General features: G+C 64.3%; 11 protein-coding genes. 3 read left to right on the top strand and 8 right to left on the bottom strand.

What is annotated here, in order from left to right; translation table 11 throughout:
• Positions 1-26: 26 nt before the first annotated feature.
• A complete protein-coding gene (gene uvrB, locus ACR42D_RS08015) occupies positions 27-2,030 on the bottom strand; it encodes an excinuclease ABC subunit UvrB (protein WP_484566298.1) in 2,004 nt (667 codons plus the stop codon).
• A gap of 84 nt (positions 2,031-2,114) precedes the next feature.
• On the opposite strand from uvrB, the gene ACR42D_RS08010 reads away from it, so the two are divergent.
• Complete coding sequence (locus ACR42D_RS08010; RefSeq protein ID WP_484566297.1) at positions 2,115-2,594, top strand: hypothetical protein; 480 nt, start codon at positions 2,115-2,117, stop codon at positions 2,592-2,594.
• Positions 2,595-2,601: 7 nt separating this feature from the next.
• On the opposite strand, the gene aat is transcribed toward ACR42D_RS08010, so the two are convergent.
• The 4 genes from aat to ACR42D_RS07990 all read right to left on the bottom strand — a co-directional run bounded on the left by aat (position 2,602) and on the right by ACR42D_RS07990 (position 6,656).
• Entirely contained in the window at positions 2,602-3,294 is a 693-nt protein-coding gene (gene aat, locus ACR42D_RS08005) for a leucyl/phenylalanyl-tRNA--protein transferase (RefSeq protein ID WP_484566296.1), read from the bottom strand.
• 45 nt (positions 3,295-3,339) lie between these two features.
• A complete protein-coding gene (gene clpA, locus ACR42D_RS08000; protein WP_484566295.1) occupies positions 3,340-5,661 on the bottom strand; it encodes an ATP-dependent Clp protease ATP-binding subunit ClpA in 2,322 nt (773 codons plus the stop codon).
• 3 nt (positions 5,662-5,664) lie between these two features.
• A complete protein-coding gene (gene clpS / locus ACR42D_RS07995; RefSeq protein ID WP_484566294.1) occupies positions 5,665-5,979 on the bottom strand; it encodes an ATP-dependent Clp protease adapter ClpS in 315 nt (104 codons plus the stop codon).
• An 80-nt stretch (positions 5,980-6,059) separates the two neighbouring features.
• Positions 6,060-6,656 (bottom strand): class IV adenylate cyclase, encoded by a 597-nt coding sequence (locus ACR42D_RS07990; RefSeq protein ID WP_484566293.1) that lies wholly within the window; start codon positions 6,654-6,656, stop codon positions 6,060-6,062.
• A gap of 49 nt (positions 6,657-6,705) precedes the next feature.
• On the opposite strand from ACR42D_RS07990, the gene crcB reads away from it, so the two are divergent.
• Together crcB and ACR42D_RS07980 are read left to right on the top strand one after the other, a co-directional pair.
• Complete coding sequence (gene crcB / locus ACR42D_RS07985) at positions 6,706-7,080, top strand: fluoride efflux transporter CrcB (RefSeq protein WP_484568451.1); 375 nt, start codon at positions 6,706-6,708, stop codon at positions 7,078-7,080.
• Between the two features lie 21 nt (positions 7,081-7,101).
• On the top strand, positions 7,102-7,434 hold the full coding sequence (locus ACR42D_RS07980) for a DUF190 domain-containing protein (RefSeq protein ID WP_484566292.1): 333 nt from the start codon (positions 7,102-7,104) through the stop codon (positions 7,432-7,434).
• 124 nt (positions 7,435-7,558) lie between these two features.
• Here ACR42D_RS07980 and ACR42D_RS07975 read toward each other — a convergent pair whose 3' ends face one another.
• The 3 genes from ACR42D_RS07975 to ACR42D_RS07965 all read right to left on the bottom strand — a co-directional run bounded on the left by ACR42D_RS07975 (position 7,559) and on the right by ACR42D_RS07965 (position 13,033).
• Positions 7,559-8,626, bottom strand: a complete 1,068-nt coding sequence (locus ACR42D_RS07975) for a protein-glutamate methylesterase/protein-glutamine glutaminase (RefSeq protein ID WP_484566291.1) — start codon at positions 8,624-8,626, stop codon at positions 7,559-7,561.
• Positions 8,627-8,644: 18 nt separating this feature from the next.
• Complete coding sequence (locus ACR42D_RS07970) at positions 8,645-10,930, bottom strand: chemotaxis protein CheA (RefSeq protein WP_484566290.1); 2,286 nt, start codon at positions 10,928-10,930, stop codon at positions 8,645-8,647.
• 138 nt (positions 10,931-11,068) lie between these two features.
• Positions 11,069-13,033, bottom strand: a complete 1,965-nt coding sequence (locus ACR42D_RS07965) for a methyl-accepting chemotaxis protein (RefSeq protein ID WP_484566289.1) — start codon at positions 13,031-13,033, stop codon at positions 11,069-11,071.
• Positions 13,034-13,117 lie beyond the last annotated feature (84 nt).

Genomic DNA, 13,117 nt, shown 5'->3' with positions numbered 1-13,117 from the left:
CGTCGATGAAAAGTACCCTTCATCCCTTACCCCAGCTCCAGCATCCGCTCGCGGATCCGGGCGATGCGGTCCCTGAGTTCCGCCGCCCGCTCGAATTCCAGTTCCTTGGCGGCCTCGCGCATCTCGCGCTCCAGCCGCTTGACCGTCCTGTTCAGCGTCTTCTGGTCCGCGCCGTAGTCCACCCCGTCCTCGGCGGCCAGGGCCATGGAGGATTCCTTCTCGCCATGGCCCGCAAGTTCTCCGAAGAGGTTGTCCACCTTCTTGCGGATGGTGGTCGGCGTGATGCCGTTGACCCGGTTGTACTCCTGCTGTTTCTCCCGCCTGCGCTCGGTCTCCTCCATGGCCGCGGCCATGGAGTCCGTGACCTTGTCCGCGTACAGGATGACCCGTCCGCCCGCGTTGCGCGCGGCCCGGCCGAAGGTCTGGATGAGTGAGCGCGTGGAGCGCAGGAACCCTTCCTTGTCGCCATCCAGGATGGCCACCAGGGACACCTCGGGGATGTCCAGCCCCTCGCGCAGGAGATTGATGCCCACCAGAACGAAAAACTCGCCTTCCCGAAGCGCCTTGATGATGGCCATGCGCTCCAGGGTGTCGATGTCCGAATGCAGGTATTTGGCCTGGACGCCCATCTGGTTCAGATAGTCGTTCAGGTCCTCGGCCATGCGCTTGGTCAGCGTGGTCACCAGAACCCGCTCGTCCTTCGCCTGCCTTTTCTTACACTCCGCCAGCAAATCGTCAATCTGTCCCTGCGTTTTGCGGACCTCGATCTCCGGGTCCAGCAACCCGGTGGGCCGGATGATCTGCTCCACCACCACGCCCTGGGCCAGGTCCAGCTCCAGCGGGCCGGGCGTGGCCGAGACGTACACGGCCTGGTGGATGCGCTCCTGGAACTCCTCGTAGTTGAGCGGCCGGTTGTCCAGGGCCGAGGGCAACCGGAAGCCGAAGTCCACCAGGGTGGTCTTGCGCGAACGGTCGCCCCGGTACATGCCGCCCACCTGCGGCAGGGCGATATGCGACTCGTCCACGAAGAGGATGAAATCGTCCGGGAAATAGTCGATCAGGGTCGCGGGCGGCTGGCCCTCGAACCGCCCGTCCAGGTGGCGCGAGTAGTTCTCGATGCCGTTGCAGTAGCCCAGCTCCTCGATGGTTTCGAGGTCGTACATGGTCCGCTGCTCCAACCGTTGCGCCTCGACCAGCTTGTTGTTGCGCTTGAGGTACGCCAGCCGGGACTGGAGCTCGTCGCGGATGTCGTTGATGGCCCGGTCCACGTTGTCGCGGTCGGACACGAAGTGCGAGCCGGGGTAGATGACCGTCTTGCGCAGGTGGTCCTTGACCTCGCCGGTGAGCGGGTCGGTTTCGGTGATGGAGTCGATCTCGTCGCCGAAGAACTCGATGCGCAGCGCCTTCTCGCGGTTGTAGGCCGGAATGATCTCGACCACGTCGCCGCGCACCCGGAAGCTGCTGCGGTGGAAGTCGTAGTCGTTGCGCTCGTAGTGGATCTCCACCAGGCGCGCCAGCAGGGAGTCCATGGCCATGGTCTGCCCCTCTTCCACGGGAATGACCATCTTGGCGTAGAAATCCGGGGAGCCCAACCCGTAGATGCACGACACCGAGGCCACCAGGAGCACGTCCCGACGCGTCAACAGCGCGTGGGTGGCCGAGTGGCGCATCTTGTCGATGTCGTCGTTGATGGACGAGTCCTTCTCGATGTACACGTCCGAGTGCGGCATGTACGCTTCGGGCTGGTAGTAGTCGTAATAACTAACGAAGTATTCGACCGCATTGTCCGGGAACAGCCCCTTGAACTCGGTATAGAGCTGGGCGGCCAGGGTCTTGTTCGGAGCCAGGATCAGGGCCGGGCGGTTGAGCTGGGCCACCACGTTGGCCATGGTGAAGGTCTTGCCCGTGCCCGTGGCGCCGAGCAGGACCTGGTCGCGCACGCCGGAGTTCAGCCCGTTGATGAGCTCGGCCACGGCCTGGGGCTGGTCGCCCTTGAGGGTATATTCGCTGACTAGTTTGAAATTCGGCATTCTTCCGCACCCGGGCTTGAGCTGGCCCGCCAAAACACGTAAGTAACTATAAAAAACCTGTAACCGCGATCCGGAGTCAGCGCTATGGATATCTCCATCAACACCCCATCCTGCCCCCTGCCCTGCGAGCGAGCCTACTCCCTGTCCATGGTCATCAGGAGCTTCAAGGGACGACGCGACGTCGAGGTGCACCTGTTCCGCTCCCGCTGGAAAAGAACCGAGGAAGCGGAGTCGGATTACACCGGACTGATCGAACAGGACGCCTCGGCCCCGGAAACCGTCCTGCCGCAAGGCCGGAAGGTCATCCTCGAATCATTTACCGCGGGCGAGCGCGATCTCATCGTCAATTACCTGAAAGAACAGTACTCCACAAGGCTTACGGCCATCACGTCCAACCCGCTGGCCTTCCCGGTCCCGGCCGGGCTGGCCGGATTCACCGAGGTCCAGCCGGGCAAGGACGCCGGGTTCATCGAGTTCGAAAAAATCCCGAGTTATCCCCTGGACTTCCCCCTCAGGGGGTACTTCGACCTAAGCCGCCACCTGCCCCTGGCGGACGAGGACTGAGCCGGGCTCACGCCTGGCCGTCGAACCGCCACATCCCCTCCAGGGTGGGCGCGTTCAGCCCCTCGCGGAGCATGGACAGGAAGCGGAACCGCTGGAACTCCCGCGCTCCGAAACGCAGGAGATGCCGGGTGGTCTGCTGGCAGTCGATAAGGGTGAATCCCCACTTCCGCAACTGCCGCACGAACACGACGAAGGCCGCTTTGGAGGCGTCCGGCACGTTGTAGAACATGGACTCCCCGAAAAAGACCGAGCCCAGCGACACGCCGTACAGCCCGCCCACCAGGTCGGCCCCCTGCCACGCCTCCACGCTGTGGGCGTAGCCCAGCCGGTGCAACGCGGTGTAGGCCTCGACCATCTCGTTTACGATCCAGGTGCCCTCCTGCTCGGGCCTGGGGCAGCAGGCGCAACGGCGGATAACCGCCTCGAACCGGGTGTCCAGGGTGAAGGAGAAGGTCCCCTTGTTGAGCACCCTGCGTAGGCTGCGCGGCACGTGCAGCTCGTCCGGGATGAGCGCCAGCCTGGGGCTGGTGGACCACCACAGGATGGGAGAATTCTCCGCGTACCAGGGAAAGATGCCGTTGGCGTAGGCGTTGAGCAGCCGCTGCGGGGAGAGATCGCCGCCCACGGCGAGCAGCCCGTCCGGATCGGCCTCTTCCGGATCGGGGAACACGGGTTCTTCGAACAGACGGTAGATGGTCATGGGCGACAAAAGGGAGGGCGGCCCGCGCCGCCCTCCGTGTATTGATTATTGCGTGGCTCCGATGGCGTCGAAGGAGAACGCGAATTCCCCTGACTCGCCGACCACCGGAATCTTCTTGGACTTCTTTTTCTTTCCGGCCACGTCCACGGTGACCACCCCGCCCTTGGTCAGGGAACCGAAGAGCAATTCGTCCGCGATGACGTCCTTGATCTCGGTCTGGATGACCCGGCCCATGGGCCGTGCGCCCATGGCGGTGTCGTGGCCGAGCTCGGCCAGCCGCGCCCGGGCCGCGTCGGTCAGGGCGACCACCACGCGGCGGTCCTGCAGCTGGTCGTTGAGCTCCTTGATGAACTTGTCCACAATGCGCTCCATGACCGGCTGCTCCAGGGAGCGGAAGGTCACGGTGGCGTCCAGCCGGTTGCGGAACTCGGGGCTGAAGAGGTTCTCCAGGGCCTTCATGGCCTCGCCCTTGCGGTCGGAGTTCCCGTCACGCTTGAAGCCGATGGCCCCCTTGGACATCTCGCGGGCGCCCGCATTGGAGGTCATCAGCAGGATGACGTGCCGGAAGTCCGCCTTGCGCCCGTTGTTGTCGGTCAGGGTGGCGTAGTCCATGACCTGGAGCAGGATGTTGAAGACGTCGGGGTGGGCCTTCTCGATCTCGTCGAACAGGACCACGCAGTGCGGCTTCTTGCGCACGCCCTCGGTCAGCAACCCGCCCTGGTCGAAGCCCACGTAGCCCGGAGGCGCGCCGATGAGCCGGGCCACGGCGTGCTTTTCCATGTACTCGGACATGTCGAAGCGCAAAAAGCCGATACCGAGCACCTTGGCCAGCTGGCGGGCCAGTTCGGTCTTGCCCACGCCGGTGGGACCGGTCAACAGGAAGCTGCCCACGGGACGTCCCACCTGGCGCATGCCCGCGCGGGAGCGCTTGATGGACTTGGACAGGGCCGCCACGGCCTCGTCCTGGCCGAAGACCACGGACTTGAGGTCGCTTTCCAGGCTCTTGAGCCGCTCGCGGTCGGACATGGTCAGTCTGCGGGCCGGAATGCGGGCCATGCGGGCCACGACCTTCTCCACGTCGGCCACCTTGATGCGGTCGCCCTTGCGCGGCCGGCCGGAGAGCTTGTACAGCGCCCCGACCTCGTCCATGACGTCGATGGCCTTGTCCGGCAGAAACCGGTCGGTGATGTGCCGCTCGGACAGTTCGGCCGCCGCCTTGAGGGCGAAGTGGGTGTAGTTGACCCCGTGGAACTGCTCGTAATGCGGCTTGAGCCCCTTAAGGATGGCGATGGTCTCCTCCACCGTGGGCTCGTTGATCTCGATCTTCTGGAACCGGCGCGACAGGGCGCGGTCCTTTTCGAAATGGTTCTTGTACTCCTCGAAGGTGGTCGAGCCGATGCAGCGGATCTCGCCGGACTGCAACAGGGGCTTGAGGATGTTGGAGGCGTCCATGGACCCGCCCGAGACGGACCCCGCGCCCACTATGGTGTGGATCTCGTCCACGAACAGGATGGCGTCGCGGTTCTGCTTGAGCTCGGCCAGGACCCCCTTGAGCCGCGCCTCGAAATCGCCCCGGTACTTGGTGCCCGCCAACAGCGAGCCCATGTCCAGGCTGTAGACCTCGGCGTTGAGGAATTCCTTGGGTACCCTGCCCTCGACGATCATCAGGGCCAGTCCCTCGGCCATGGCGGTCTTGCCCACGCCCGGGTCGCCCACGAAGATGGGGTTGTTCTTGCGCCGCCGCGAGAGCACCTGGATGGTCCGGTCCAGTTCCGGAGTCCGGCCGATGAGCGGGTCGATGAGCCCGTGGGCCGCACGGTCGGTCAGGTTGACCGTGAACTCCTTGAGCGGGCTCTTCTTCTCGCCGGGCCGCCCCTCCAGAGGATCGGCCTTGGACGGCTGGTCGTCGCCCAGATCGTTCCAGTCCTCGCTCATGGACATGCCGTGCGAGATGAACTCCAGGATGTCGAGCCGTGAGACGTCGTGGGTGCGCAGGAAGTAGACCGCGTAGGAATCCTCCTCGTCGAACATGGCGGCCAGTACGTCGCCCACCTCCACCGTGTTCTTGCCCGAGGCCTTTTTCTGCCACACGGCGCGCTGCAACACGCGGCGCACGCCGAGCGTCTGGATGACCTCGGATTCGGTTCCCTCGGGCAGGGCCTCCATGTTCTCCACGAAAAACCGCCCGAGCTGGTCCCTGAGCCGTTCCATCTCCGCGCCGCAGGCCTCGAGGATCTCCTCGCCCTGTTCGCCTATGGAGATGGCGTACAGCAGGTGTTCGAGCGTCAGGAACTCGTGGTTCCGACGCTTCACCTCATTGACCGCAGAGGTCAACGCACTTTCCAGTTCCTTGCTCAGCATCGTCATATTCTATTCACCTTCCATGCTGCACTTGAGCGGGAAGCCCGCGCTTTTGGCCAGCCGGTGCACCAGGTCCACCTTGGTTTCGGCCACCTCGGCGGTGTACACGCCGCACACCCCGTACCCTTCGTTGTGCACGGAGAGCATGATGGCCGTCGCCTGCGCCTCTGTCCGGCGGAAGACGCGCACCAGGACCTCGACCACGAAGTCCATGGTCGTGTAATCGTCATTATGCAACAGGACCTTATACTTTTTCGGTTCCTTGACCTCATGCTGGCCAAGGAGTTCCGAATCGAAACGGTCCCCGGTAAAAGGGTCGCTCATATCGGTTTGACTCCACCAATCCTTTGTATTTCCTAGCTGACAATATAAATTCCTTTTACCCGGCTGTCGAGGGCCGACGGTCAAAGTTTCTCAAGTTCGTCAAGCAGGGCCGCCCTTTCCCCGGGCTCGAACACGAAATTCTCGTCCGGTTCCAGCCCCTTCGCCACGCGGTATTCGATATTCAGGCCGTGGTAGGTGGCCTTGGTGGTGCAGGCCGCGTTCAGGCCCAGTTTTGCGGCGCAAGCCAGAACCTGCGGCTCATCCCCTTCGATTTCCACGAAATCCCCGAAGGGCAGGCGATCCAGGCAGATAAAACAGTCCATGTACCGCCATTTCTCCCGGACCTTCTCGTAGCGGAAGGCGGGAGCGAACCCCAAGGTTTCGAGGGCCCCGGCCATCGCCGCGCCGTCGTCCACCCCGGTCTCGATCTCCTCGAAGATTTTGAGCGCGGACGGCGTCGGGGCCTCGGGCGGACGCTTGACCGTGAGCACCGCCCTGCCCTGCTTCTCGCGCAGCCGCAGAAGGATGCCGTCGCGCTTCAGGGAGCGGTCGGGCCGGTCGAAGACCGTGTTGGCCTCGAAGTAGCGGCCCGAAGTCTTTGCCCCGGCCAGACGCAGCCGGTCGGCCAGATCGGCCAGGTCGGCCTCCAGATATTTCAATTCGCATTCCAGCGCCATTGGCTTTCTCTCCTTGTGTTGATATACCTTGCCCAAGGATATCAAAATGCTGACCAAAATTCTCTATATCTCCCTGGGCGGCGCCGCCGGAGCGCTGGGCCGATACTATCTGTCCGGCGTGGCCCAACGCATCGCGGGCGGGGAATTCCCTGCGGGCACCTTTATCGTGAACATGGCCGGCTGCCTGCTCTTCGGCGCGGTCTGGGGGTTCTTCGAGAACCGCCTGCTGCCCGGCAGCGGGGCCCGGCTCCTGATCCTGACCGGGTTCATGGGCGCGTTCACCACCTTCTCCACCTACATGTTCGAGACCGCCACATTGGTCAAGTCCGGGCAGATGGCCATGGCCATGGCCAACGTCGTCGGACAGTCCGTGGTCGGGCTGATCCTGGTCCTGGCGGGCATCGCCCTGGGCCGCCTGATCTAACCAACCAATCGGGAGCACGCCATGAAACTGCTCGAAAAAGCGGAGCGAATCAGAATCTACATCGGCGAGGACGACAAGTTCGAGGGCCAGCCCCTGGCCGACGCCATCGTGCACGCCGCGCGCGGAATGAACCTGGCCGGGGCCACGGTCTATCGGGGCCTCATGGGCTTCGGGGCCAACAGCCTGATCCACACCACCAAAATCCTGCGCCTGTCCGAGGACCTGCCCGTGGTCGTGGAGATCGTGGACCACCCGGACAAACTGAAGCCCCTGCTCGACAAGCTCGACGCCATGCTCAACGAAGGCATGGTCACCCGGGAGCCGGTGGACGTCATCGCCTACCGCCACAGCTAGGCAGCGGGCGGCCCTACACACCGGCAATCCGGCGTCCGAACCAAGAGTTTCCGGACACAAACCAAAGCGCCCCCGAGGAGATTCCCCGGGGGCGCGTCCGTTGGACCTATCCCTTACCGCGGGCTCAGCCGCAGGCCCTGACAATTTCCGGCGCGATCTTTTCCAGGGACAGCACCTTGTCCACGCCGCCCTGCTTGATGGCCTCCTGGGGCATGCCGAAGACCACGCAGCTCGCCTCGTCCTGGGCGATGGTGTATGCCCCGGTATCCTTGAGCTCCTTCATGCCCTTGGCGCCGTCGTCGCCCATGCCGGTCATGATGGCGGCCACCACGTTGGGCCCGCCATAGCGCGCCCCGGAGCGGAACAGCACGTCCACCGAGGGACGGTGCCGGGAGACCAGAGGGCCGTCCTTGACCTCCACGTAATACCTGTTCCCCGTGCGCTTGAGGAGCATGTGCTTGTCGCCCGGCGCAACCAGGGCCAGCCCGCGCATCAGGGCGTCGCCGTCCTTGGCCTCCCGGACGTTGATCCGGCAGATGCCGTTGAGCCGGTTGGCGAACGCCGCCGTGAAGTGTTCGGGCATGTGCTGAACGATGGCGATGGGCGGGCAGTTCACGGGCTGGGCCTCGAGAAAGACGCGCAGCGCCTCGGTGCCGCCGGTGGACGCACCCACCAGACAGATTTTTTCGGTTGGAGACATGGCTGTGGGCTTGCCCATGGGGATGACCGCGTCCGCGCTGAGCTTGGGCTTGACCTGCATGGGCGGAGCCGAGGGGCGGATGCGCCTGGTCCCGGCCATGGCCGCGGCCTTAACCTTGTCGATGAGCCGGATCTTCGACTCTTCGAGAAACTTCTTGGTGCCCACCTTGGGCTTGGTGATGATCTCCACCGCGCCGTATTCCAGGGCCTTGAGCGCCGTGTTGGTGCCCTCCCCGGCCACGGACGAACAGATGACAACCGGGATGGGCCGCTGCTTCATGATCTTGCGCAGGAAGGTCAGTCCGTCCATGCGCGGCATTTCGATGTCCAGGGTGATGACGTCCGGGACTTCCTTCTTGAGCCTTTCTGCGGCCACGTAAGGGTCCACGGCGGTACCCATGACCTCGATCTGGGGATCGGATGACAGGATGTCCTCGAGCGTCTGCCTCACAACGGCCGAATCGTCGACTATGAGAACTCGAATCTTGCGCATCTGCAACCTCTTGAAATGCTATCTGGATTCTGCAACGACCCGGCGCACCAGGCTGGGTACGTCCAGGATGAGCGCAATGGAACCGTCTCCCTTGATGGTCGCTCCCGATATGCCCTCCACGTCCTTGTAGACGCGACCGAGGCTCTTGATGACGGTCTGATGCTCGCCGATGACCGTGTCCACCACGATGCCGACGCGGCTTCCCTCCACGCCGGTGATGACGATCTGCTCGATGGGCGGATTCTCGCCTTCGATGTCGAACCATTCCCGAATGTGGATGTACGGGACGATCTCGCCGCGCAGATGCAGGATGCGCTGTTCGGACCCGGCCTCCTCCACCTCGCTGCGGGACAGCTCCACGCACTCCTCCACCAGGGACAGCGGAATGACGTAGTATTCGTCCTCCACCCGGACCTGCAGCCCATCGATGATGGCCAGGGTCAGGGGCAGGCGGATGGTGATGGTCGTGCCCACGTTCGGCTTGGAGTCGATGTCGATGGTCCCGCGCAGGGAGTCGATGGCCCTCTTCACCACATCCATGCCCACGCCCCGGCCGGACACGCTGGTCACGGCCTTGGCGGTGGAGAAACCAGGCTCGAAGATGAGCTTGAGCAGCTCCTTCTCGGTCAGTTCGGCGTCCTTGGAGATCAGGCCTCGTTCGATGCCCTTCTCGCGGATCATCTCGCTGCTCATGCCCTTGCCGTCGTCGGTGATGCGGATGAGCACTTCGCCGCCCGAATGCTCGGCGGACAGCATGATGTTGCCCTGCGGCGGCTTGCCCTTGGCCTGGCGCTCCTGGGGCTGCTCGATGCCGTGGTCTATGGAGTTGCGCAACAGGTGGACCAGGGGGTCGCCCAGCCGCTCAATGACCGTCTTGTCCAGTTCGGTCTCGGCGCCGCTGGTGGACAGGGTGATCTGCTTGCCCAGGTCGGCCGAAAGATCGCGCACCAGTCGGCGGAACTTGCTGAAGGAGGTGCCGATGGGCAGCATGCGGATGCCGAGCGTGGAATCGCGCAGCTCGTCGCTGAGACGCTCCAGTTCCTCGGCCAGCAGGGTCAGCGCCGAATCGTGCTTCTCGCTGACCACCTGGGTGATCTGGGCCTGGACAATAACCAGCTCGCCCACCAGGTCCACCAGGTAGTCCAGCTTGTCGGCGGCCACGCGGATGCTGCTCAGGGCCTCCTCGCGCTTCTTGTGGACCACCTTTTCCCGCGCCTCGCCCTGCCGCTTGACGGCATTGTTGATCTTGGTCGCCGGAACCTTGCCCGATTCGGACAGGATCTGCCCCAGCGGCTTGTTCACGCCGCCCTTCTGGGAGGTCAGGGCTTCGGCCACGTCCGCGTAGGTCGCGTCACCGCTCTCCACGAGCATCTCGCCGATCTTGGGGATGTGCACGGACTCTTCGTCATCGTCCAGAGGGCTGGACTCCGGTGAGGCCGGCTTGCGCTCCTCGGGAGTCTCTGCGGCCTGTGCGGGCTCGACCGGTGCGGGCTTTTCCTCGACCGCCGCAGGGACGGCGGATGCGCCCTTTTCCTCGATATTGACCTTGAGGTCCGCGTCCAGGAAAAAGAACACGTCCTGGAAGTTCTCCTGCACGGCCTCGGTCTCCAGGGACAGTTCCCAGCCCTGGCCGGTGTCGCGATGGCCCGACTCGATGCGGAGGGTGCCGAGCCGTTCCAGCTCCTCGAAGAACGCCTCCACGGCGTCCGCGTCGACGGGAGCGCCCAGAGGCCGGAGGGTGATGGCATATTGATGGAGGTCCGCGTCGAGCGCGGATTCGAGCTCTGCTTCGGGCTCTGCTTCAGGTTCGGCAACGGGTTCGGCCTCGGGTTCCGGCTCGAGTTCGGCTTCCATATCGAGATCGATCAAGGGCTCTTCGTCCGGACCGGCCTGTGCGGCACCGGTCCCGGCCGCCTCGTTGGTCCCCTCGACAAAGGCCCGCAAGCCCTCGAGGATGTCCTGCATGGACTCCGGGGACACGGGTTCATCGTCCTCGGCGTCGAGCATGGCCCGGATCTGGTCGCGGGAACGCAGGGCCAGGCTGCACAGGACCGGGGTGGCCCGCACGTCGCCGTTGCGCACCATGTCGAAGACCGTCTCCACCTCATGGGTGAACGCGGCTATCTCCTCGAACCCGAACATGGAGCCGGATCCCTTGATGGTGTGCAGGGCCCGGAAGATCTGGTTGACCAGATCCATGTCGTCCGGAGCTTCCTCGAGTTCGAGCAGGGCTCCCTCGAGTTCTATAAGGAGGTCGTAGGCCTCCTCCTTGAATATCTGTCTGTTCAGGTCGTCTCCTGACATTCCGCCACTCTCCTCACGTCGGATTCACAAACATTCGACAGCATGAATCGATTAGGTTGGCCACTTGCGGCGTACTGACAGTATATCACCTCGAAAGAGCGGAATAGACCATTATAATCTTTTCCAAAACGGCGGCGATTACTTGTGCCCGAGGAATTTGATCTCGGCCCGCGCCGACTGCTCGTCAAAAGGCTTCACGGCGATCTCCACCCGTTCGCCCTTGAAATCCGCCGCACCGAGCAAAATTCCCTCGAAATACTCGAACAATCCCCGGCTGGAACGGTAGTTCATGAACAGCACGTCGCCCTTGTCCTCATAGGCGAATCTGGGCGGCTTGATGCCGGGCTGCGCCTTGGTCAGCTGGGCGTGGACTTCGTTCATGCGCAGATAGAACTCCTTGAGCGAGTCCTTCTTGAAATAGCCGGGATAGAGCTCGTTGAAACGGACCACCGTATACCGGCCCAGTCCGATGAAAAATTCACGGACCGTCTGCCCCGCCTTGTCGGCCGCGAACTCGGCCATCTGACGCAGGGCCTGGTCCGGATAGCTGTCGCCGGACAGAAAGACCGGATCGCCCATCTCCGCCTGCATGGCTTCGTAGACCTTGTCGCCGAAAGTCTCGTGCACGTATTCTTGGGCCAGCTTGGGCAAGACGCCCTTCATCCGTCCTTCGGAGTGGCGCAGTCTGTCGACCGCCCCGACCTTGCCGCTGCCGAACTCGCGGGACACGCCGAGCAGCTCCCGGGCCAGATCGGCCATCTCGCGGGTGGCCCCGGCGGCCTGCCCTGCGGCCTCGTCCGCGTCCTCGGCGATGGCGGCGATGTCCTCCACGCTGCGCATGATGCCCTCGGCGGCCGAGGACTGCTCCTCGGCTGCGGTGGCGATCTGGGCCACGCGCTTCACCATGTCGCCGATGTTGTCCATGATCCGCTGCAGGGCCTCGCCCGCGCGGTTGGACAGGGCCGTGCTCTCGTCCACCTTGGCGGCGGTGGCCTGCATGGAGCTTGTGGCCTCCTTGGAGCGCGCCTGGATGGCGATGATGGCGTTCTCGACTTCCTTGGTGGCGTCCATGGTCTTTTCAGCCAGCTTGCGCACCTCGTCGGCCACCACCGCAAAACCGCGCCCCGCCTCTCCGGCCCGGGCGGCCTCGATGGCCGCATTCAGGGCCAGCAGATTGGTCTGGTCCGCGATGTCGTTGATGACGTTGATGATCTGGCCGATGGCCCCGGCCTGGGAGTCCAGCTCGCCGATCTCATGGCCCAGCTGGCGGGCCGATTCGGCCACCTGGTTGATGGCCGAGACCGCGTCGTTGACCATGGCCACGCCCTCGGAGGCCGAGGTGTTGGCCTCGCCCGCGGCCTCAGAGGTCACCGAGGCGTTGCGGGCAACCTCCAGCACCGTGCCGGTCATCTCCTCCATGGAGGCGGCCACCGAGGCGGTCTGGCGGCGCTGTTTCTGCGCGCCCTGGGCCTGCTCGTCGGCCGAAGCGGACAGCAGCTCCGTGGCCGAGGCCACGTGTTCGGCCAGGGCGCTGACGCGTTCGCCCGCCTGCTTCATGCGCTCACGCTGCTCCTTGATCTCCAACTGGCGGGCCGCCTGTTCGGACAGGTCGAGAAAGGAGGCCGCCGCGCCGATGGGCGCGCCCGAGCCGTCATAGATGATATTCACGTAAAGCTGGACCGGAATGGTGCGTCCGTCCCACAGCTCGAGGTCCAGGGTCTCGGCCACGGGCTTCAGGGTCCGCAGGGCCTTCTCGGACTCCGATCCCTGGTCCCGGTCATAGAGGGCCTGGCCGACGGTCTGGCCGACCACCTGTTTCTCGGACTTGCGCAGCAGCTTGAGCAGAGACTCCGTGACCAGACGGACGCGCCCCGTGGCGTCGCAGACAAGCGCCGGGCTGCCCAATGCCCGCAGGGCCCGTTCAAAATATGCGGCCTCCTCCTGCCGAGCGTCCAGGTCCCGGGCCAGGGCACCCAGCGCGCCGCCGAGCGGTTTCCCGTCCCCTTCCTGCAACTCCCCGCCTTGGGCCAGCCGTTTGAGGGCCGCCTTCAACCGGGCCTCGGAACGTTCCCCGCGCAAGCCGACAGCGATGCAGACGAGCATGGCGCAACCGGCCGCCAGACCGTAATACAGCCAACCTTCCCGGAGGGTTGCGGCTGCGAACAGAGCGCAGATCGCCAATCCCGT

This window comes from Pseudodesulfovibrio sp. lm2024, assembly GCF_051175575.1.
In the GTDB taxonomy this organism is placed as follows: domain Bacteria; phylum Desulfobacterota; class Desulfovibrionia; order Desulfovibrionales; family Desulfovibrionaceae; genus Pseudodesulfovibrio; species Pseudodesulfovibrio caledoniensis.
This window is presented reverse-complemented; position numbering and strand designations above follow the sequence as displayed.